Below are 20,448 nucleotides of genomic sequence, written 5' to 3' on the forward strand. Positions count from 1 at the left end.
GTACGGCGCGCCTTTGCGGCAACCGCGCGGGCTGGTTTCCGGCGACGCGCAGGCCTATCTTCCGGTGGAGCCCATTACCGGCTCGGGCCTCCAAGGCTGCCCGGGCTGGCTTCCCGTCCCGTTGTCGCAGGAGACCGACCAGCCCCATGACGGTTCACACGCCGCCGAGCAGCGTCGCCAGCACGGTCGAATCCTTCCGGCTCTCCAACGGCCTCGAGGTCGTGGTCGCTCCCGACCACCGGGCTCCGGTCGTGACCCACATGGTCTGGTATCGCAACGGCTCGGGCGACGATCCGGCCGGAAAGTCCGGTATCGCCCATTTCCTCGAGCATCTGATGTTCAAGGGCACGGCGAAATGGCCGGCCGGCGAGTTCTCCAAGATCGTCGCCGGCTATGGCGGCCAGGAGAACGCCTTCACTTCCTTCGACTATACCGCCTATTTCCAGCGCGTGCCGAAGGAGCATCTGCGCGCGATGATGGATTACGAGGCGGACCGGATGACGGGCCTCGCCTTCGACGAGAGCGTGGTCGGGCCGGAGCGCGACGTGGTGCTCGAGGAGCGGCGCATGCGGGTCGACGCCGACCCCGCAGCCCAGCTCGGCGAGGAGTTCTCCAGCGCGCTCTACGTCCATCACCCCTATGGCACGCCGATCATCGGCTGGGAGCATGAGATCGAAGGGCTGTCTCGCGACGATGCCTTCGCCTATTACCAGCGCTTCTACACGCCGGAGAACGCGATCCTCGTCGTCGCCGGCGATGTCGAGCCGGCCGAGGTGCTGCGCCTGGCGCAGGAGACCTATGGCTCCATTCCTGCGCGCGGCGAGCCGCCGCGCCGGAACCGGCCGGCCGAGCCTGATCCGCGCGCCGCGCGCCGGGTCTCGCTCTCCGATCCGCGCGTCCAGCAGCCTTCGCTGCGCCGCGCCTGGCTGACTCCGACCTATCTCTCCGATCAGCGCGACCATGCTTTCGCGCTGGAGCTCGCGGCCGAGATCCTCGGCGGTGGCACCACCTCGCGGCTCTACCGCAGGCTCTGCGTCGAGCAGGAGCTTGCGGCCGGGGCCGGCGCCTATTTCATGGGCTCGATGGTCGACCGTTCCGCTTTCCAGGTGTCGGTGAGCCCGCGTCCCGGCGTCGAGATGGCGACGCTGGAAGCGGGGCTCGATGCGACGCTTGCCGCCTTCATCGCCGACGGGCCGACCGAGCTCGAGCTCGCCCGCGCGCGCACTCGCCTCGTCGCCGAGACGATCTTCGCCCGCGACAGCCAGTCCTCGCTGGCGCGCATCTTCGGCGCTTCTCTTGCCGTCGGCGAGACCGTCGAGGACGTGCAGCTCTGGCCGCAACGCGTCGAGGCGGTCACCCGCGAGCAGGTCGTCGAGGCGGTGCGCCTCTATCTCAGGCCCGACCGCTCGGTCACCGGCCTGCTCCTGCCCGCCGCCTGATTCACCAGCAGGCGGGCGTTAGGCGTCACGCCGTCAGGGAATGTCATGAACGCGCCGATCATACCTGCCCTTGCCGCACCCGGCCCTGCGCTTGAAGTGCAGCGCGTCACCGCCTCCTGCGGTGTCGAGGCCTGGCTCGTCGAGGAACACAGCCTGCCCCTACTGGCGCTCGATTTCGCCTTCGACGGCGGTGCCAACCGCGACCCCACCGACGCCGCCGGCAGCGTCAATCTGATCTCCGGCCTGCTCGACGAGGGTGCCGGCGATCTCGACGCCGAGGCCTTCCAGGGCCGCATGGCCGACCATGCCATCAGCCTCTCCTTTGATGCCCGCCGCGACGATTTCCACGGCCAGGTGCAGACCCTGTCGCGTCATCGCGATGTCGCCTTCGAATTGCTCGGCCTCGCCGTCAATGCGCCGCGCTTCGACGCCGACGCGGTTGCGCGCGTCAAGGCGCAGGTGATCGCGGGCCTGCAGCGCCAGGCTCAGAACCCCGACACGCTCTGCCGCAACGCGCTCTTCGCCGCCGCCTTTCCCGGCCACGCCTATGGCCGGCCGGAACGCGGCGACGTCGCCAGCGTCGGTGCCTTGCAGCCGGACGCGTTGAAAGGGCTCTCGCGTCAGCTTCTCAGCCGTGGCGGCCTGAAATTCGTCGCGGTCGGCGACATCACCGCCGCCGAGCTGGTGCAGCGCCTGGATGATCTTTTCGCCAAGCTCCCGGCTGGGCAGCCGCGCGTCATGCCGGAGGCCGGCCTGCCGATCGCCAGCCTCGGCGAGACCCGCATCGTCGACCTCGACGTGCCTCAGACCGTGCTGCGCTTCATCGGCCCCGGCTTGATGCGGCATGACCCCGATTTCTTCGCCGGTACCGTTCTGAACCACATCCTCGGCGGCTCGGCCTTCACCTCGCGGCTCTTCATGGAAGTGCGCGAGAAGCGTGGCCTCGCCTATGGCGTCTCCTCGAGCCTGATGCCGCTGCGCCAGAGCGGCTTCCTGATCGGCGGGACTTCGACCCGCAATGACCGCGTCGCGGAGTCGATGACGGTGATCCGCGAGGAAATCGCCAAGCTCGCTGCCGAGGGGCCGAGCGAGCACGAGGTCGAGGAAGCCAAGCGCTACATCATCGGCTCGTACCCGCTGCGCTTCGACACTTCGCCCAAGATCGCCGCCGAACTGCTCGGCTTGGCTGTAGTCGGCTTCGAGCCGGAATTCCTGGCCGAGCGCAACCGGCATTTCGCCGAGGTCACGCTCGCCGACGTCAGGCGCGTTGCGGCGCGGCTGTTCGGTGATGGCCGCCTGCTGGTGCAGGCTGTCGGCCGCCCGGTCGGGCTCGCCTGAGCGTCGCCTTCCTTCCTCAAGCCTTCCGGATCCGATCCATGCTCCAGCAAAGCCTCGATCTCGCGCTCGTCTCCGGTGTCGGCGAGGGCGGCATTCCCGACGCAGCCTTCGACCAGGCTGTCGCCGATCTCGCTCCGGCTCTGGCCCGGCTCGCCGGCGAGGCCAAGACCCTGCCGCTGCTCGGCCTTCCCGCCGAGACTGCCGATCTCGAGCCTGTGCGTTCCGCCGCCGAGCGCCTGCGTGAGGGCGCCAGCGACGTGCTCGTGCTCGGCACCGGCGGCTCCAGCCTCGGCGGCCAGACCCTGGCGCAGCTCACCGGCTACGGCACGGCCGGGCTCTCGGCCTTCCTGCCGGAGCCGCGTGTCCATTTCATCGACAATCTCGACCCGCTGACCTTCGCGGCGCTGCTGAAGACGCTGCCGCTGAAGACGACGAAATTCGTCTCGATCTCGAAATCGGGCGGCACCGGCGAGACCCTGCTGCAGACCATTGCCGCGATCACCGCGCTGCGCGGCGCCGGCATCGCCGAGGACAGGATCGGCTGGCATTTCCAGGGCCTGTCAGAACCGGCCAAGCCCGGTAAGCTGCACGCGCTGCGGGCGCTGCTCGAGCCGTTCGGCGTGCCCTTCCTTGAGCACCACACTGGCGTTGGCGGGCGCTACTCGGTGCTGACAAATTGCGGCCTGTTGCCGGCGGCGGTGCTTGGCCTCGACATCGTCGCGCTGCGCCAGGGCGCCGCCAAGGCGCTTGCCCCGGTTCTCGCCGGCAAGGGCGTCAAGGAGACCCCGGCCGCGCTCGGCGCCGCCATCAACCTCGCAGCAATGCGCACTGGCAAGAACATCGCGGTGCTGATGCCCTATGCCGACAAGCTCGCTCTGCTGACCCGCTGGTGGATGCAGCTCTGGGCCGAGAGCCTCGGCAAGGACGGGCAGGGCACCCAGCCGGTCGGGGCGCTCGGCCCGGTCGACCAGCATTCGCAGCAGCAGCTCTATCTCGCCGGTCCCAAGGACAGGCTCTTCACCGTTTTGACCGTCGCCAACAAGGGCAAGGGCCCGGCGATCGACGCCGCGCTGGCAAAGCAGATCGGCGAAGGTGACTTCGCGGATAAGACGATCGGCGACCTCGTCGCGGCGCAGGGCCTTGCCATGATCGACACCTTCGCCAAGAACGGCAGGGCGGTGCGCAAGCTCCATGTCGACGTGGTCGACGAGGCCAGCCATGGCGAGATTCTGATGCACTTCATGCTGGAAACCATCCTCACCGGCTACGCCATGGGTGTCGATCCCTTCGACCAGCCGGCGGTTGAGGAAGCGAAGATCCTCGCCAAGCGCTATCTTGCCGAAGGGCGCGGCTGAGCGATTTGCGGCGCGCCGTCGTTTCGGGGCGCGCCGCAGGTGCGAGCCCGGAACCCATGAACACAGGTCTGTCATGGTTCTTGATGTCGGCGTATCGCGCTTTTCTGTCGTGTTCGTGGGTTCCGGGCCTGCCGCTTCGCGCCATCCCGGAATGACGGTGGCACCATGACCGTCCGCCGCCTCGACCCTGTCCTCGTCGACCGCATCGCCGCAGGCGAGGTGATCGAGCGGCCGGCGGCCGCCGCGAAGGAGCTGGTCGAGAACGCCCTCGATGCCGGTGCCCGCTCGATCGCGGTCACCATCGCCGCTGGCGGGCGCGAACTGATCCGCGTCGTCGACGACGGCGCCGGCATGACGCCGGAAGACCTCGCGCTGTCGGTCGAGCGCCACGCCACCTCGAAGCTCCCCGATGGCGACCTGTTCGCCATCCGCTCGCTCGGCTTCCGTGGCGAGGCCCTGCCCTCGATCGGCTCGGTGGCACGGCTCTCGATCACGACGCGCCGGCGCGAGGCGGCGCAGGGCGTAGCCTTGGTGGTCGAGGCCGGCGTCAAGGGGCCGGTGCGGCCGGCGGCAGCAGCCCTCGGCACCCGGATCGAGGTCAGCGACCTCTTCATCTTCACCCCGGCGCGGCTGAAGTTCCTGAAGAGCGACCGGGCGGAGGCGCAGGCCGTCTCCGACATGCTGCGCCGCCTCGCCATCGCCCATCCCGAAGTGCGCTTCTCGCTCGAGGGCGAGCATGTCAGCGCCTTCGACTGGCCGACGGAGCCGATCGGCGCGGAAGGGCGCCTGCGCCGTCTCGGCCGGGCGCTCGGGCGCGACTTCCCGGAGAATGCGCTGCCTGTCGAGGCCGAGCGCGAGGGCGTCAGGCTTTCGGGCTTCGCCGGCCTGCCGACCTTTCATCGCGGCACCTCGGCCGGCGTCCACATGGCGGTGAACGGGCGCCCGGTGCGCGACAAGCTGCTGCTTTCGGCGGTGCGCGGCGCCTATGCCGACGTCGTGCCCTCGGACCGGCACCCGGTGCTCTATCTCGACGTGCTCTGCGACCCCGCCGCCGTCGACGTCAACGTCCATCCGGCGAAGAGCGAGGTGCGCTTCCGCGATCCCGCCCTGGTGCGCGGCCTCGTTGTCTCCAGCCTCAAGGCGACGCTGGCGAGCGCCGGCCACCGCGCCACCTCGACCGGTGGCGCCCGCACCCTCGAAGCCTTCCGCGCCGTCTTCTCGGGCGGCGGCTCAGGCGGCGGTGCTGGTTCTATCCAGCGGCCGAACTTCGGCAGTGTCGCAGACTGGCGCATGCCCGAGCCGGCCGCACGGGCGGAGCCGCTCCAGTCGGGCTTTTCCGATTTCGCCATGCCCTCGGCCGATGCCCGCGCGCATCTCGCCGAGCCGGCGCAGGATGCGCTCGACCGGCCGCTCGGCGCCGCCCGCGCCCAGGTGCACGGTACCTATCTCATCGCCCAGACGCGCGACGGCATGGTCATCGTCGACCAGCACGCCGCACATGAGCGGCTGGTCTATGAGCGCCTCAAGGCCGAGCGCGAGAAGAGCGGCATCGCTCGCCAGCCCCTGTTGCTGCCCGAGGTGGTCGAGCTCGATCCGGTCGATGCCGACCGGCTGAACGCGGCGGCGCCCGATCTTGCCTCGCTCGGCCTCGTCATCGAGAGTTTCGGCCCCGGCGCCGTGCTGGTGCGCGAGGCGCCCGCCGCCATCGCCGGCGGCAATCTCCAGGGCGTCGTCCGCGACGTCGCCGACGCGCTGGCCGAGCATGGCGATGCCGGCTCGCTGGAGCGCCGGCTCGACCATGTGCTGGCGACCATGGCCTGCCACAACTCGGTCAGGGCAGGGCGCCGCCTGCGGCCGGAGGAGATGGACGCGCTGCTGCGCGAAATGGAGGCGACGCCGAATTCCGGCCAGTGCAATCACGGCCGCCCGACCTATGTCGAGCTCAAGCTCGCCGATATCGAGAAGTTGTTTGGGCGAAGGTAGGGGCGACGACCACGCTAGGTCGGCTTGTAGAACCCGCTGTCGAGGCTATCGAGCGCCATTCCGGCATCTGCTGCCTGTGGATACCATTTCGAGTCGGCAATAGCCCGAAGCTCGCGACGGGCGGCCAGATAGTCGATCGTAAGCGTGGCATGAGCGGCCGTAAGGCGCGCTTGCATGTTAGAGTGGCCGAATAACTGCATGAGAACTCGACGTTGGTCCCCGGGGCGTGATTTCAACTCGTCCTGGATGGCCTGGATTTTGTCATATCGACGGTTGAAGATCGCGATTTCATTACGCTCCAAAGCGTCGTACTGCTCGATGCACAGCTTCTCGAAGAGAGCCTTGAGTTCCGCTGTGGAGAGCTTGACCAGGAGGGAGGACTTCATTTCAGCACTCCAAATCGTCTCAGTGCATAATGACCTATCTGGACCTGCTCAGCCCAGCTTCGATCTTGCAGATACTGGCGCGGCGAAAGACCACCGAACTGCGGATTTTTCTTCGCATAACATCCCGTAATCTCATGATGCCTGTATTTGGGCACGCTGACGACATTGTCCGCGCCGTCGATTTGCGCGCGTGAGAATCCTTCGCGCCCGCCGGCGCCTCGCTCGACTATGTGGTGGTCCTCATACCCCGGTCGCCTTTTGCTTGCATGCTGCTGCAGTTCGGCGAACGTCTTCGGCTCGTCCTGATAGGATCTGATCGAAGGGGACTCGGAGTAGAGCCAGTGCCCCGCTTCGATCGCCAGGACCGCTACCCCGACAGGACCGGCTCGGCGTAGAGCCTGGAGCGCCAACTGCTTCGCCAGCGCCTTGGCGGCCTGCGTGCGCGAGGGCTTGTCCTGCGATGGCTCCTTCGGAGGCTCGGGTGGGTCAAGCGAAGGCCCGCCATTGTCGCCGATGCCGGCGGCTGCCGGCCGCTCCATCGCTGCCCGCCCATTGGCTACCATCGGGATTTCCGGCCGGTACGCGCGGCTGGTCGGGGTTGAAGCCAGCCTTCTCGGCAAGTGCCTGGAAGCGGGCGAAGGCCGCCATCATGCGCTGGCCCGCCAAGTGGCAGGTCAGAGCGGGCGCGTTCAGCCGCGTTGCGCGTCCTGGTTGGGAAGAAGGGTGTTTGGGAAGCATCCGTGCGCATCTCCGCGACGGACACGGAGATTAAGCGCGAAGATCACGACGGGTATAAGCTCCCGGACTATCCCCGCGCGCGGCTTGTCAGCGACGCTTCTTCAGGGCGGTGGATATTGCGAGGCTGACTGACGACCACAGCTCGTCCCGGAGCTACGCGGCTTCGCCACCGGTCCGGGGACGTAGCGCCCCCTTGATGTCTTCACACCACCCGCAAGAACCGCACCTGCGTCTCGCCATAGTCGCGGCGGTCGAGCTCCTCGAAGCCCTCGTGGAGGGCGAATTCCGCACCAGACGCTTCCTCGAACAGAACAAGTGCGTCCTTCGCCAGCCAGCCGCCTTCGCGCGCCGAGGCGAGGGCCCTCTCGCCCAGCCCCTTGCGATAGGGCGGGTCGCAGAAGACGAGGTCGAAGGGCGCCATTGCGCTGATCGGCCCGAGCTTCGTCGCGTCGCGCCGGAAGATCCGGCTGACTCCGGCGAGCCCGAAATTCATCTGGTTCTCGCGGATCAGGCCGCGCGCCTCGGCGCCGTCATCGACCAGGAGCGCGAAGGCGGCGCCACGCGACAGCGCCTCGAAGGCCATCGCGCCGGTGCCCGCGAACAGGTCGACCACCCGCGCTCCGGCGACGGCGTCGTCATAGCCATGCGCCAGCACGTTGAAGAGCGATTCCCGCAACCGGTCCGAGGTCGGGCGGATCGCGCCGATACCCGGCTTCGGGCTGGCGAGAGGTCGCCCGCCGAAGCGGCCGCCGACGATCCGCATCAGTTCGTCTCGTCTCGGGCGGGCATGATCTCACCCGAGAGCCGGTTTCCGCTTTTCGGCATCATGCCTGCCTCAGCCACGGCGGTCGCGCCCGCCGCCGCCTGAACGCGGCGGTCCCGAGCGCGGGCCGCCCTTGCCACCCGGCTTGCCGCCGCCGGGGCGGGGGCCGCGGCCGCCCGGCCTGTCGCCTGCGGGCCTGTCACCGAAAGACTTGCCGCCGAACGGCTTGCCACCGCCGGACCTCTCGCCGAACGATTTTCCCCCGCCGGACCTTTCACCAAAGGGCTTGCCGCCGAAGGATTTGCGGCCCGCCGGCTTGTCGCCCGCGGGTCTTTCGCGGAACGGGCGTTCGGAGGTCGCCTCATCACCGCCCGCGCGCGGCGGGCGCTTGCCGCGCGGCGGACCCTCGGCCCAGTCGCCGCTGCTCTTCCAGGGGGATTCGCCGCTGCGATCAGGGCCGAACGCCTCCTGCGGTGCCCGCGACGGACGCTCGCCGCGCGGCGCGCGCGGCTTCAGGCCGGCTTCGCGCGGCTCTTCCGCGGGGGCGGCGGCGCGGACGCGCTCGACCTTGACCCGCCGGCCGCTCGGATCCTCGATCGCCTTGTCGCGCACGCGCACCACCTTACCGCTCGCCTCGCGGGCCTGGCGCTCCTCCTTTGGGTCGGCGCCCCGGCGCGGCGCGGCGCGGCGCTCGCGCTGCGGCTCGGCGTCCTCGTCGCGCCAGACGGTGCGCTTCCACGGCTTGTCGCTACGGTCGTCCTGCGAGGGCGTGCGCTGGACGAAAGGCATGCCGTCGGCGTCCTCGCGCGGGCGCCGGCGCGGCCGGTCGTCGCCGGCTGGAGCCCGGGGGCGGGCAGGGCGCTCGCCCGCCGGCAGTTCGTCGCGGCGCGGCGCCTCGAAATCGACGCCGGCCTTGGCCATCAGCTCGGTGCCGAGCTGGTCCTTCAGTACCTTGGAGCGGATTTCGTCGGCCTCGCCCTCCGGCAGGTCGCCGAGCTGGAACGGGCCGAAGGAGATCCGGATCAGCCGGTTCACCTGCAGGCCGATATGCTCGAGCAGGTTCTTGACCTCGCGGTTCTTGCCCTCGCGCAGATCGACGATCAGCCAGGTGTTGGCGCCCTGCTCGCGCTCGAAGCGGGCGGTGACCGGGCCGTAATTGACGCCGTCGATGGTGACGCCGTCCTTCAGCGTGTCGAGCCGCTCCTGCGTGACATGGCCGAAGGCACGCACGCGGTAGCGCCTGAGCCAGCCGGTCTCGGGCAGCTCCAGCATCCGCGCGAGGCCGCCATCATTGGTCAGCAGCAGCAGCCCTTCGGTGTTGATGTCGAGCCGGCCGATCGAGAGCACGCGCGGCAAATCCTCCGGCAGCGCGTCGAACACCGTCGGTCGCCCTTCGGGATCATGGTTCGTCGTCACCAGCCCACGCGGCTTGTGGTAGAGCCAGACCCGGGTGCGTTCGCGTGCCGGCAAGGGCTCGCCGTCGATCAGCACGACATCGGAAGGGCTGACATCCAGCGCCGGGCTCTCGATCACCTGGCCGTTCACCGTGACGCGGCCCTCGGCGATGATCGCCTCGCAATCGCGGCGCGAGGCGACTCCGGCGCGCGCCATCACCTTGGCGATGCGCTCGGGCTCCAGAAGCGACGGAAGAATGGTCGGGCCGACTGCCTCGGCAATCGCGGCGGCGCTGCGATGGGCCCGGTCGGGCCGGCTATGGGTCGGGTTGCTGCCCCGCGGCGCATCGAAGCGCTTGCCGCCGGAGCGCGGTCCGCCGAAGCTGCGGCCCTCGCCGCCCCTGCCTTCGCCCGGCTTGCCGCCGAAGCGCTTCTCGCCAAAGCTCCGTTCGCCGAAGCTCTTGCCTGCCGGCCTTTCGCCGCGAGGCCGCTCGCCACCTTCGCGGGGCGGGCGCGGCGCGCCGTCGCGGTCGGGGCGCTCGAAGCGGGTGGGTCTTTCGCTGCGCGGCCTGTCGCCCTCGCGGGGTGGCCGGTTCGCGAAGCGGTCCTCGCTACCGCGCTCGCGGAACGGCCGCTCGCCGCCTTCGCGGGGCGGGCGTGATCCGGCATCGCGGCCGGGCCGCTCGAAACGAGCCGGCCTGTCGCCGCGGGGCCTGTCGCCCTCACGCGGCGGACGGCTGGAGAAGCGCTCCTCGCCGCTGCGCTCGCGGAAGGGGCGCTCGCCGCCCTCGCGGGCCGGGCGCTCGCCGCTCGGGCGCTCGCGGAACGGCTTCTTCTCGAAGGGCTTTTTCTCGAAGCGCTTGGCCGGGCGTTCGCCCTCGAAGCGACGCTCGGCACCTTCGGCGGGAGCGCGCCGCGGGCGCTCATCGCCTTCGCGCGAACGGAAGGGCGGCTTGCCCGCGCCGCGGCCTTGAGGCCTGCCGCCGCGCGGGCCGCCATCGCGTCCACCGCCGTGGCCACCGCTTCCGCCCTTGCGCGGGCCGCGGTTTTTCTGGTTGTTGTCGTCGCTCATAATGGCTCCAAGAGCAGTCTCGTCGTCGGCCGCGATGGGGTTCGCAGGGGCCGCGAGGCAAGCCGTCTCCAAATTGGTCGTAGCCGGCGCTTGTAGCAGGGCCGGCGGCGCGCCGCGAGCGGCAATGATGAGGGTTCGATGACATCTGTCGACGCAGGGCGCATCGAGCCCATGTCCCAGACGCCCATGTCCGAGACGCCCGACGCTGGGACGTCCGCCGCGCCGATGGCGCTTGCGATGGCGCAGGCGCGCGCCGCGGCCCTGCGCGGCGAGGTTCCGGTGGGTGCGGTCGTCGTGCGGGATGGAAAGGTGCTCGCCAGCGCCGGCAACCGTACGCTGGAGCTGAAGGATCCGAGCGCCCATGCCGAGATGCTGGCGATCCGCATCGCCTGCCAGGTGATCGGCTCCGAGCGGCTGATCGATTGCGACCTCTACGTCACGCTCGAACCCTGCCCGATGTGCGCGGCGGCGATCTCCTTCGCCCGTCTCCGCCGGCTCTATTTCGGCGCCTATGATCCCAAGGGCGGCGCGGTCGAGAGTGGCGTCCGGCTTTATGCCAGCCCGACCTGCCACCATGCACCAGAGGTCTATGGCGGGCTGAGCGAAAGCGAGGCCGCGGCCCTGCTGCGCGATTTCTTCAAGGAGCGACGTTGATGCCGGGGGGTGGCGAGGCGGTCGACATCCGCGCTGCGACGGCTGCCGACCATGACGCCATCGCCGCGCTCAACCGCGCCGCCTTCGGCAGTGATGAGGAGGTCGGCATCATTCAGCGCCTGCGGGGCGACGATCTCGTCGCCGTCGAACTGGTCGCAGTTCGGGCCGGGGCGATCATCGGCCATATCCTGTTGAGCGCGTTGCCCACGACCATGGACGGTCGCCCGGTCAGCGCGCTGGCCCTGGCACCGATGGCCGTCCTGCCCGGCCGGCAAGGCAAGGGCATCGGCGGGCGCCTCATCGAGGCGGCCTTGAACGAGGCGCGCCGCCTCGGATACGCGGCGGTGATTGTCCTCGGCCATCCCGACTACTATCCGCGCTTCGGCTTCTCAGCGGCGTTGGCGCGCAAGCTGGCTGCGCCCTTCTCAGGCGAGGCCTTCATGGCGCTTGAACTTGTGCCGGGAGCGCTGGCGGGGCAAGCGGGAACCGTGGCCTATCCGCCGGCCTTCGGGTTGTGAGAGGTGCGTCTCGGGATGTCTTTTCGACCGGGCGGGCCGCCCTGCAGGATGCTTCGATGAATTCGGGGGAAGAGCCGGATCAGGAGGCATGGGATGCCTGGCATCCGTCCGAGCTGGCACGCCGGCTGGCAGATGTCTCGCTGCCCTGGTGCGTTGTCGGCGGCTGGGCGCTGGATCTCTGGCTGGGATATCAGACCCGCGAGCATGAGGATCTCGAATTCACGATCCTGCGCGGCGACTTCCGCAGGTTCCGACAGGCTCTGCGCGGCATGGCGTTCTATACGGCTGATAGCGGCATCGTTGCGTACCTGCCCGACCATCAGGAGCCGGCGGTCTCGATCTGGCAGGTCTGGTGCCAGGATGTGGTCGCGCAGAGCTGGCGCGCCGACATGATGATCGAGCCGGGGACGCCGGAAATCTGGGCCTACAAGCGCGATCCCGGCCTCGTTCGTTCACGCGCCGAGATGGTCGAGACCACGGTCGACGGCGTGCCTTACCTGAAACCTGCGGGCGTACTGCTGTTCAAGGCGAAGCATCGCAGGCCAAAGGACGAAGCCGACTTCCAGAACGCATTACCGAAGCTGCCGGCGCGCGAGCGGTCCTGGCTGAAGAAGAGCCTCGCAGCGACGTATCCCGGCCATGACTGGATCGGAATGCTGTAGGCCATGGCTTTCACGGGCTTCAGCCCATCGTCCGCAGCACCAGATAGCATCCCAGCGCCAGCAGCCCGGCGAAGAAGCAGAGCTTGAAGGTCGCGGCCGAGATGCGCTGCCGGATCGCCTGACCGACGCCCATGCCAGCCAGCGCCGGCAGCAGCGCCAGCAGCGAGGCGCCGGCGATGGTCCAGTCGAGCGCGCCGGCGCCGACGAGCCCGAAGGCGAGTGCGACCGTCGAGACGATGAAGGAGAGGCCCAGCGCCTGCACCAGCTCCTCCTTCTCGAAGCCGAGCGCCTGTAGATAGGGCACCGCCGGGAGCACGAAGACGCCGGTCGCTGCTGTGGAGACGCCCGTCAGCACGCCGACGACCGGTCCGAGCCAGCCTTCGTGAGCGGCCGGCACGCGCAGCTTCGCGGCCTTTAGCCCGACCAACGCATAGAGGACGAGCGCGATGCCGAGCCAGAGCGTCGCCGAGCCGTCCTTGGCCTTTTCCAGCAGGCCGGCCCCCGCCCATGTGCCGAGGCAGGTGCCGGCCAACATCGGCCAGAGCCGAAGCGCGATCGCCTTGAATTTCGGGCCGGAGAGCTGCCAGCTATTGGTCACCAGATTGGGGATCACCAGCAGCGCCGCCGCCTGCGCCGGCGCCATCACCACGCCGAGAATGCCGACCGCGATAGTCGGCAGGCCGAGCCCGATCACGCCCTTGACGAAGCCGGCGACCACGAAGGTCGCGGCGATGAAGAGAAACAGCGTCGTCTGGTCCATGATGCGGCCGGGCCTGTCAGTCGGTTGCCATTGACCGCTTGTGGCAGTCCGGCGGCTCGCTGTCGCGCCCCGACACTACGGTCGTGGCCGTAGTGTCGCTGCTTGCCTGCTGTGCCGTGCGGGTGATGATGTGCGAGCAATTGGAGGCTCGGCCATGGCCATGAACGGACCTTATCTCGCCGAGATCGCGCATCTAATCGGCGATCCCGCGCGCGCCAACATGCTGCACGCGCTGATGGATGGCCGTGCGCTCACCGCCAAGGAACTCGCCTTCCTTGCAGGCGTCGCGCCGCAGACGGCGAGCGGCCATCTTGCCAAGCTGCTGCAGGGCGGATTGCTCGGCGTCGCCGTGCAGGGGCGCCACCGCTATTACCGTCTCGCCGGGCCGGATGTCGCCGCAACCCTGGAGGGGTTGATGGTGCTCTCCAGTGGCCAGCCGACCAGCCGGCGCCTGCCTTCGCGCGTCGGGGCCGATCTCGCCGAGGCACGTACCTGCTATGACCATTTCGCCGGCCGGCTCGGCATCGCCATCCATGATGCGCTGGTCGAGGGCGGGCATCTCTCGGTTTCGGAAGGCGGCTATGGCCTGACCCGTTCCGGCGTCGCGATCTTCGCCGGGCTCGGTATCGATCTCGCTGCCGCGCAGAAGAGCCGGCGCGCGCCGCTGCGGCCCTGCCTCGACTGGAGCGAGCGCCGCCCGCATCTTGCCGGCTCGCTCGCGGCCGCGCTCGCCTGTCGCTGCTTCGAGGCCGGCTGGGTCCGGCGGATCAAGGACAGCCGCGCCGTGCAGCTGACCGATACGGGCCGAGAGGCGCTGGAGGCGGGTCTGCCCGGCTTCCGTTGCGATGCGCCGGAGCAGCCTAAGCCCGTTGTTCGAGCGCCTGCGACAGCTTCCGCTTGACCTCCTCCTTCACCGGCGCGGCGGCGTCGAGGATCGCCTGCGTCTTGAAGAAGTCGAGCGCGCCGAAGCCGTCGCCGCCGGCGCGGATCAGGATGTCGGGCGGCTGGCGCTCGACCATGCGCTGGACGAGGGCACGGGTCAGGATCTGCGAGACGCCGACGAGGGCTTCGAGCGGCTCTGGCACGCGGCTGTCGCTAACCATGGCCGGGGCGCTGGTATCGATGGCGAGCACGATGCGATGCGGGGCGAGCAGCCGGTCATAGGGCAGGGGATTGATCGCTCCGCCATCGATCAGCACCCGCCCGCCGATCGTCACCGGCCGGATCAACCCGGGGATCGCCAGCGATGCGGCGACCGCTGGGGTCAGCGGGCCATTACCGAGCACGACCTCCTCATGTAGGTGGTAATCGGTCGCGACCGAGAGGAAGGGGATGCCGAGCTCCTCGAAGCGGTCCGGCACCTTTTCTGGCCAGAACAGGTCGAGCAGGCGCTCGCCATCGAGCAGTACCGGATTGCCGAAGCCGCGCCAGAGATCGGCGAACTTGCCGACCCGGGCGTCGAGCAGCCGGGTGACCACCTTTGCGCGGTCGCGGAAGGTCTTCTCGACATGCTCGCGCAACTCGCCGCCGGCGAGACCCGCGGCATAGGCGGCGCCGATGATCGCACCCATCGAGGAGCCGGCGATCAAAGCGGGCCTGATCCCGAGCTCGTCGAGCGCTTCGAGTACGGGAATATGGCTGAGCCCGCGCGCCCCGCCGGAGCCGAGCACGAGGACGAGCTCCGGCGGGCTCGCCGGGGCGGGAGAAGGCGAGGCGGTCATGCCGCGGGCCGGGCCAGGAACGGCTTCAGGGCAGCCAGGGTCGCCTGCGGGTTTTCCTCGGGCAGGAAGTGGCCGCTGGCGATGGCCTGGCCCTCGGCCTGGGGCGCGAAGGTCTGCCGCCAGATCTCGAGCGGGCTTGCGCCCTTGGCCGGAATGCCGCCATCGCCCCACAGCGCCAGAACCGGGCAGAGAATCCGCTTGCCGGCCGCAAGGTCGGCCTTGTCCTGGGCGAGATCGGTGGTGGCGCCGGCGCGGTAATCCTCGCAGGCGGCGTGGATGCGCGAGGGATCGTTGAACGACTCCGTATAGGAGGCGAGCGCCAGCGGATGGAAGGCTTTCAGCTCCTTGGCCCGCGTCCAGCTCGCGATCGTATGGTCGAGCCAGCCGGCAGGATCGCCCTTGATCAGGTTTTCCGGAACCGGCTCGGGCTGCGCCAGGAAGGTCCAGTGATAGACCTGCATGGCGCGCGCGGCGTTCATGCCCTCCCACATCGAGAGCGTCGGCAGGATGTCGAGCAAAGCGAGCCGCTCGACCCGGCCGGGATGGTCGAGCGCCAGGCGATAGGCGACGCGCGCGCCGCGATCATGGCCGACGACCGCGCAGCGGACATGGCCGAGCGCGTCCATGACAGCGACGATGTCCTCGCCCATCCCGCGCTTGCTGTAGGTCTGCTGGCCGCCATCGCCATGCGGGGCGGCCGACCAGCCATAGCCGCGCAGGTCCGGGCAGATCACGGTGTGGCTCTTCGCCAGTTCCGGCGCGATCGCGTGCCATTCGGCATGGGTCTGCGGGAAGCCGTGGATCAGCACCAGCGGCGGGCCTTCGCCGCCGACGCGGACGAAGATCTTGCCGACCGGGCCGTTGATCCAGTGCGAGGTGAAGCCGGGGAAGAGCGAGTCGATATTGGTCATGGCGCGTCCTCCGCAGGCCCGGCAGCCGAGAGCATTCGGCCGTCACAGCCTATCTAGGCCGCGTACCCGGTTCTGTCAGCCTTCGCGCTCGCGCTTCACCGCCTGCCAGCCGATGTCGCGGCGGCAGAAGCCGCCCGGCCAGTCGATCAGGTCGACAGCCGCATAAGCGCGCGCCTGCGCCTCGCTGACGTTCTTGCCTAGGGCGACGACGTTGAGCACGCGTCCGCCATTGGCGACGAGCTTGTCTTCCTTGTCCTGCGTGCCGGCGTGGAAGATCAGCACGCCGTCCTGCGCCGCCGCCTTCTCGACGCCGGCGATGACGCTGCCCTTCTCCGGTGTGCCGGGATAGCCCTTCGCCGCCAGCACGACGGTCAGTGCCGCCTCGTCGGACCAGCGCAGGTCGAAAGCATCGAGCACGCCGTCGCAGGCGGCGAGCAGGGCGGGTACGATATCGCTCTTCAGGCGCGGCATCAGCACCTCGCATTCGGGATCGCCGAAGCGGACATTGTATTCGATCAGCTTCGGCCCTTCGGCTGTGATCATCAGCCCGGCGAAGAGCACGCCCTTGAAGGGCGAGCCGCGCCGCGTCATGCCGGCGAGCGTCGGCTGGATGATCTCGGCCATGACGCGCGCTTCCATCGCCTTCGTCATCACCGGGGCCGGCGAATAGGCGCCCATCCCGCCGGTATTGGGCCCGGTGTCGCCGTCGAAGGCGCGCTTATGGTCCTGCGCCGAGGCGAGCGGCAGGGCATGCAGCCCGTCGCAGAGCGCAAAGAAGCTCGCCTCTTCGCCGATCATCCATTCCTCGATGACGATCTCCTCGCCGGCGGCGCCGAGCCCGCCGGAGAACATCATCGCGATCGCGTCATTGGCCTGCTCGACCGTCTCGGCCATCACCACGCCCTTGCCGGCGGCGAGCCCGTCCGCCTTGATCACCAAGGGCGCACCATGCTTCGCCACATAGGCTCGGGCGGCGTCGGGATCGTCGAAGCGGGCGAAGCTCGCGGTCGGAATGCCGAACTCGGCGCAGAGTTCCTTCGTGAAGGCCTTCGAGCCTTCGAGCTGGGCCGCCGCCTTCGACGGGCCGAATGCCTTGATGCCGGCCGCCGCGAGATCGTCGACGATGCCCTCGACCAGCGGACCTTCCGGCCCGACCACGACGAGGCCGATCCTTTGCAGCTTGCAGAAATTGGCGACCGCCTCATGATCGGCGATGTCGATCACGACGTTCTCACCGCATTCGCTCGTGCCCGGATTGCCGGGCGCGATGAAGAGCTTGTCGCAGAGCGGCGAGGCCGAGATCGCCCAGGCCAGGGCATGCTCGCGTCCGCCCGAGCCGATCAGAAGGATGTTCATTGCGCCGTCTCCGCTTGCTCAGGGCGCAATAACCCTCGCGGACCGGCGGGGCAACGCTTCAGCTATCGCGCGGGCGCCGGTAAGGTCCGCACCATGGACAACGAATCGCCTCAGCCTGCCGGCAATGCCCCCGAATGGTCGGTCTCCGACCTCTCCGGCGCGCTCAAGCGCACGCTGGAGGACGCTTTCGGCTTCGTGCGCGTGCGCGGCGAGATTTCGGGCTATCGCGGTCCGGTCTCTTCCGGCCATGTCTATTTCTCGCTGAAGGACGTCAACGCCAAGATCGACGCGGTGATCTGGAAGGGTGTCTTCGGCCGCCTGAAGACCAGGCCCCAGGAGGGGCTGGAGGTGATCGCCACCGGCAAGATCACCACCTTCGCCGGCAAGTCGAGCTACCAGATCGTCATCGATTCGCTGGAGCCGGCCGGCGTCGGCGCGCTGATGGCGCTGCTCGAGGAGCGCCGCAAGAAGCTCGCCGCCGAGGGCCTGTTCGACGAAGGCCGCAAGCAGTTCATCCCCTATCTGCCGGCGACGATCGGCGTCGTCACCTCGCCGACCGGCGCCGTCATCCGCGACATCCTGCATCGGCTGGAGGAGCGCTTTCCGCGTCGCGTGCTGGTCTGGCCGGTGCGTGTCCAGGGCGAGACCAGCGCCGCCGAGGTCGCCAACGCCATCAACGGCTTCAACGCGCTGCCGGAGGGGGGCCGCATCCCGCGCCCGGACGTGATCATTGTCGCACGCGGCGGCGGCTCGCTCGAGGATCTGATGGGCTTCAATGAGGAGGCGGTGGTGCGTGCCGCCGCCGCCTCGCTGATCCCGCTGGTCTCCGCCGTCGGCCACGAGACAGACTGGACCCTGATCGACCACGCCGCCGATTTGCGTGCGCCGACGCCGACCGGCGCGGCCGAAAAAGTCGTGCCGGTGCGGGCCGAATTGCTGGCGCAGGTCACCGACCTGTCGCGCCGCCATGCGGGCGCGACCTTGCGCCTGTTCGACCGCCGCCGCAGCGATCTGCGCGCGCTCGGCCGTGCCTTGCCGACGCCCGAGAACCTGCTCGCCGGCCCGCGCCAGCGGCTCGATCTCGCAGCTGCGCGGCTTGGTCCCGCGCTGGCGCGCAACGCCCGCGCTTATGAACAGCGGCTTGCCCAGCTTGATCGCCGCCTGCACGTACAGTCACCAGCGGCGCGACTGGCGACGCTGGCGGTGAAGCTCGACAGCCTGGGCGGACGGCTCGTCCTTGCCCGCGGTAATGTCGTGCTTCGGCAGCGCGAGCGCATCGCCCGTGCCAACGATCGGCTGGAGGCTGTCTTCGCCCGGGCGCAGGCAGCCTTCGCGCGCCTCGTCCAGCGCCGCCGCGATCGGCTGGGCGGCCTCTGGTCGCTTGCCGCCTCGCTCGGTCCGCAGGCTGTGCTGGCGCGCGGCTACGCGCTGGTGCGCGACGAGAACGGCGTGCTGCTGCGGCAGGCGGCGGCGGCGCGGCCGGGCATGGCCCTGCAGGTCACGCTCGCGGATGGCAGCTTCGGCGCCGTCGTCCCGGGTGGTGCGACGCCGCGTCCGGCGCCGCGGAAGACCGCGGCTCCCGGCGGGCAGGGGGATCTCTTCTGAAATAGTATCGCCGCGCTACCGTTCAGGCAGCGTTCAGCAAGCGCCGGCTAACCGCAATCTATCGACGGTTGGGGGTGCCTGATGCGGATTCGGATCCGGACGGCCTATGCCTGCGCCTTGGCGTTGCTTTCCCTGCCGGGCCTTGCGCTTGCGCCGGCGAAGGCCTCGGAGTTCGTCTGCAGGCCAACCTCGCTCATCACCACCGCTGCTGCCCCGGATTTCGCTGCGCTCTGGCGCAAGGGCGACGGGCCGCTGCGCCTGCTCGCGATCGGCTCCTCCTCGACCGAAGGCGTCGGTGCCAGCGCCAAGGACCGGACCTATCCGGCGCGGCTTGCCGCCCTGCTGCGTCAGGGGCTCTCCGGTCGGCCGGTCGAGATCGTCAATGCCGGCATCGGTGGCGAGATCGCGCCTCAGACCCTGCAGCGCCTGAAGAAGGCGCTGGCCGAGACGCGCTACGATCTGGTGATCTGGCAGGTCGGCACCAATGATGCCGTCACCGGCGGCGATCTTCAGGCCTTTCGCGCGCTCATTGCCGATGGGATCGCCGCGGCCCGCCAGGCGCAGACCCGGCTCGCCATCCTCGATCCGCAGTTCTATCCGGGCATCAAGGAGACGGCGCGCTATCGCGCCTATGTCGACGCGATCGCCGAGATCGCCCGTGCCAATGGCGTGCCTGTGCTGTCGCGCTTTGCGGCTATGTCGGGCTGGTATCAGCGCGACGCCGAAGGCTTCATGGCGGCGCTCGCGGGTGACCGTTTCCACATGAGCGATGCCGGCTACTCCTGCCTCGCGCAGGATATCGCCCAATCCCTGCTCGAGCGGGCGCCCGGCGTGACGCTCGCTTCGACCGCGCGCTGAAAGCTCGCTCCGGGGCAGTCGCCCCGAGAGCGCGAGCCATCGATCACTTCCCTGCCAGGAATTCCTTGACGCGCCGGATCGCGTCCTCGCGCGCCGCCGGATCGGTGCCGACCGTCGCCTTGCCCGTGCCCGTCGCCGAATAGGCGATGTCGTCGCGCTGCTTCATATCGAGGCGCGGATGGTCGAAATCATGCACCGCGCCCTCGTAGACCACGAGATTGACCGACTCGCCGCGGGCGCGGGCGGCCTTCGCCAGATAGTCGCAGGGCGCCGGCGGGGTCCAGTCATCGGCACTGCCCATCAGGATCAGCACGGGCAGGCGCGCGGCGAAGCTGCGTGATTCCAGCTGCGTGCGACAGCCCGGATAGAAGGCCACCGCACGCTTGAAATCCAGTTGCTTGTCGGCCGGGCTCCGGTCGGTGCGGACCGCGGCGAGGATGGTGGAGCCGCCGCCGGACCAGCCGAGCAGCGAGATCGCCTCCGCGCGCACATCGGTGCGGCTCTGCAGCCAGTGCCGCGCGGCGACCGCGTCGATCACCCGTTCGCGGCTCGCCCGCACGGTCAGCTCCTTGACGCCGCATTGCGAGCCAAGGCCGCGCGAGCCATAGCTGTCCGGCATCAGCACCATGAAGCCGGCGGCGGCTAATCGCTCGCCCCAATCGCTATGGCGGGTGGAGAGCTTGTCCTTGTCGCGCCAGAGGCCGCCGCAGCCATGCAGTGCTACCACGGCCGGGAAAGGGCCCGGTCCCTGCGGCCGGTAGAGCACGGCATTGAGCTGGACATCGTCGAGCGCGATGCGCACACGCTCATAGCCCCCGGCCCCTGCGGCGGCGGCAAGGCAGGGCAGCAGCCCTGCCGCGAGGAGCAGGATACGGACCAGACTGGACATCATCGGCCGGAACGTTAACACAAGAGCGCCATGATCAGGCAATTTA

At 69.3% G+C, this 20,448-nt stretch carries 19 protein-coding genes; 10 read left to right on the top strand and 9 right to left on the bottom strand.

Going from position 1 to position 20,448, the window contains the following annotated elements:
* Positions 1-146: 146 nt before the first annotated feature.
* From DK26_RS02700 to mutL, 4 genes are all read left to right on the top strand, one after another.
* Positions 147-1,439, top strand: coding sequence for a pitrilysin family protein (locus tag DK26_RS02700; RefSeq protein WP_066468033.1), 1,293 nt, complete (start codon positions 147-149; stop codon positions 1,437-1,439).
* Positions 1,440-1,484: 45 nt separating this feature from the next.
* A complete protein-coding gene (locus DK26_RS02705) occupies positions 1,485-2,777 on the top strand; it encodes a pitrilysin family protein (protein ID WP_066468035.1) in 1,293 nt (430 codons plus the stop codon).
* Between the two features lie 38 nt (positions 2,778-2,815).
* Complete coding sequence (locus DK26_RS02710; protein WP_066468036.1) at positions 2,816-4,132, top strand: glucose-6-phosphate isomerase; 1,317 nt, start codon at positions 2,816-2,818, stop codon at positions 4,130-4,132.
* Positions 4,133-4,297: 165 nt separating this feature from the next.
* Positions 4,298-6,115: a DNA mismatch repair endonuclease MutL gene (gene mutL / locus DK26_RS02715; protein WP_066468038.1), complete on the top strand. Its 1,818-nt coding sequence runs from the start codon at positions 4,298-4,300 to the stop codon at positions 6,113-6,115.
* 14 nt (positions 6,116-6,129) lie between these two features.
* Here the strand turns inward: mutL and DK26_RS02720 are convergent, their stop codons facing one another.
* From DK26_RS02720 to DK26_RS02735, 4 genes are all read right to left on the bottom strand, one after another.
* Positions 6,130-6,501 (bottom strand): DUF2019 domain-containing protein, encoded by a 372-nt coding sequence (locus DK26_RS02720; protein ID WP_066468040.1) that lies wholly within the window; start codon positions 6,499-6,501, stop codon positions 6,130-6,132.
* Positions 6,498-7,064 carry a hypothetical protein gene (locus DK26_RS02725; protein WP_066468041.1) on the bottom strand — a complete coding sequence of 189 codons (567 nt, stop codon included), beginning with the start codon at positions 7,062-7,064 and terminating at the stop codon, positions 6,498-6,500. Before DK26_RS02725 ends, DK26_RS02720 begins: the two co-directional genes overlap by 4 nt.
* A gap of 377 nt (positions 7,065-7,441) precedes the next feature.
* Complete coding sequence (gene rsmD, locus DK26_RS02730; protein WP_066468043.1) at positions 7,442-8,002, bottom strand: 16S rRNA (guanine(966)-N(2))-methyltransferase RsmD; 561 nt, start codon at positions 8,000-8,002, stop codon at positions 7,442-7,444.
* A gap of 72 nt (positions 8,003-8,074) precedes the next feature.
* Positions 8,075-10,468, bottom strand: coding sequence for a pseudouridine synthase (locus tag DK26_RS02735; protein WP_066468045.1), 2,394 nt, complete (start codon positions 10,466-10,468; stop codon positions 8,075-8,077).
* 225 nt (positions 10,469-10,693) lie between these two features.
* Between DK26_RS02735 and DK26_RS02740 the strand changes: the two genes are divergently transcribed.
* The 3 genes from DK26_RS02740 to DK26_RS02750 are packed head-to-tail and all read left to right on the top strand — an operon-like array spanning position 10,694 to position 12,302.
* Positions 10,694-11,122, top strand: coding sequence for a nucleoside deaminase (locus tag DK26_RS02740; RefSeq protein ID WP_184231615.1), 429 nt, complete (start codon positions 10,694-10,696; stop codon positions 11,120-11,122).
* Entirely contained in the window at positions 11,122-11,640 is a 519-nt protein-coding gene (locus DK26_RS02745; protein ID WP_066468047.1) for an N-acetyltransferase, read from the top strand. The genes DK26_RS02740 and DK26_RS02745 overlap by 1 nt, the downstream gene beginning before the upstream one ends.
* Positions 11,641-11,696: 56 nt before the next feature.
* Entirely contained in the window at positions 11,697-12,302 is a 606-nt protein-coding gene (locus DK26_RS02750; protein ID WP_066468048.1) for an amino acid transporter, read from the top strand.
* A 19-nt stretch (positions 12,303-12,321) separates the two neighbouring features.
* On the opposite strand, the gene DK26_RS02755 is transcribed toward DK26_RS02750, so the two are convergent.
* On the bottom strand, positions 12,322-13,062 hold the full coding sequence (locus DK26_RS02755; RefSeq protein WP_066468049.1) for a sulfite exporter TauE/SafE family protein: 741 nt from the start codon (positions 13,060-13,062) through the stop codon (positions 12,322-12,324).
* Between the two features lie 154 nt (positions 13,063-13,216).
* Between DK26_RS02755 and DK26_RS02760 the strand changes: the two genes are divergently transcribed.
* Positions 13,217-13,963, top strand: a complete 747-nt coding sequence (locus DK26_RS02760) for a helix-turn-helix transcriptional regulator (RefSeq protein ID WP_083532922.1) — start codon at positions 13,217-13,219, stop codon at positions 13,961-13,963.
* Here the strand turns inward: DK26_RS02760 and DK26_RS02765 are convergent.
* From DK26_RS02765 to purD, 3 genes are all read right to left on the bottom strand, one after another.
* Positions 13,923-14,783, bottom strand: coding sequence for a patatin-like phospholipase family protein (locus DK26_RS02765; RefSeq protein ID WP_066468052.1), 861 nt, complete (start codon positions 14,781-14,783; stop codon positions 13,923-13,925). The genes DK26_RS02760 and DK26_RS02765 overlap by 41 nt on opposite strands.
* Positions 14,780-15,694, bottom strand: a complete 915-nt coding sequence (locus DK26_RS02770; protein ID WP_066468054.1) for an alpha/beta hydrolase — start codon at positions 15,692-15,694, stop codon at positions 14,780-14,782. Before DK26_RS02770 ends, DK26_RS02765 begins: the two co-directional genes overlap by 4 nt.
* A 75-nt stretch (positions 15,695-15,769) precedes the next feature.
* The gene (gene purD / locus DK26_RS02775; protein ID WP_066468056.1) at positions 15,770-17,050 is read right to left on the bottom strand and encodes a phosphoribosylamine--glycine ligase; all 1,281 of its coding nucleotides are present in this window, start codon (positions 17,048-17,050) and stop codon (positions 15,770-15,772) included.
* A gap of 93 nt (positions 17,051-17,143) precedes the next feature.
* On the opposite strand from purD, the gene xseA reads away from it, so the two are divergent.
* Both xseA and DK26_RS02785 read left to right on the top strand, forming a co-directional pair.
* Positions 17,144-18,655, top strand: coding sequence for an exodeoxyribonuclease VII large subunit (gene xseA, locus DK26_RS02780; RefSeq protein ID WP_066468062.1), 1,512 nt, complete (start codon positions 17,144-17,146; stop codon positions 18,653-18,655).
* Positions 18,656-18,736: 81 nt separating this feature from the next.
* A complete protein-coding gene (locus DK26_RS02785; protein WP_066468064.1) occupies positions 18,737-19,513 on the top strand; it encodes an SGNH/GDSL hydrolase family protein in 777 nt (258 codons plus the stop codon).
* Between the two features lie 43 nt (positions 19,514-19,556).
* Here the strand turns inward: DK26_RS02785 and DK26_RS02790 are convergent, their stop codons facing one another.
* Positions 19,557-20,405 (bottom strand): dienelactone hydrolase family protein, encoded by an 849-nt coding sequence (locus DK26_RS02790; RefSeq protein ID WP_066468066.1) that lies wholly within the window; start codon positions 20,403-20,405, stop codon positions 19,557-19,559.
* Positions 20,406-20,448: the final 43 nt, after the last annotated feature.

The sequence above is a fragment of the Allobosea sp. WAO genome, from assembly GCF_001509835.1.
Lineage (GTDB): Bacteria > Pseudomonadota > Alphaproteobacteria > Rhizobiales > Beijerinckiaceae > Allobosea.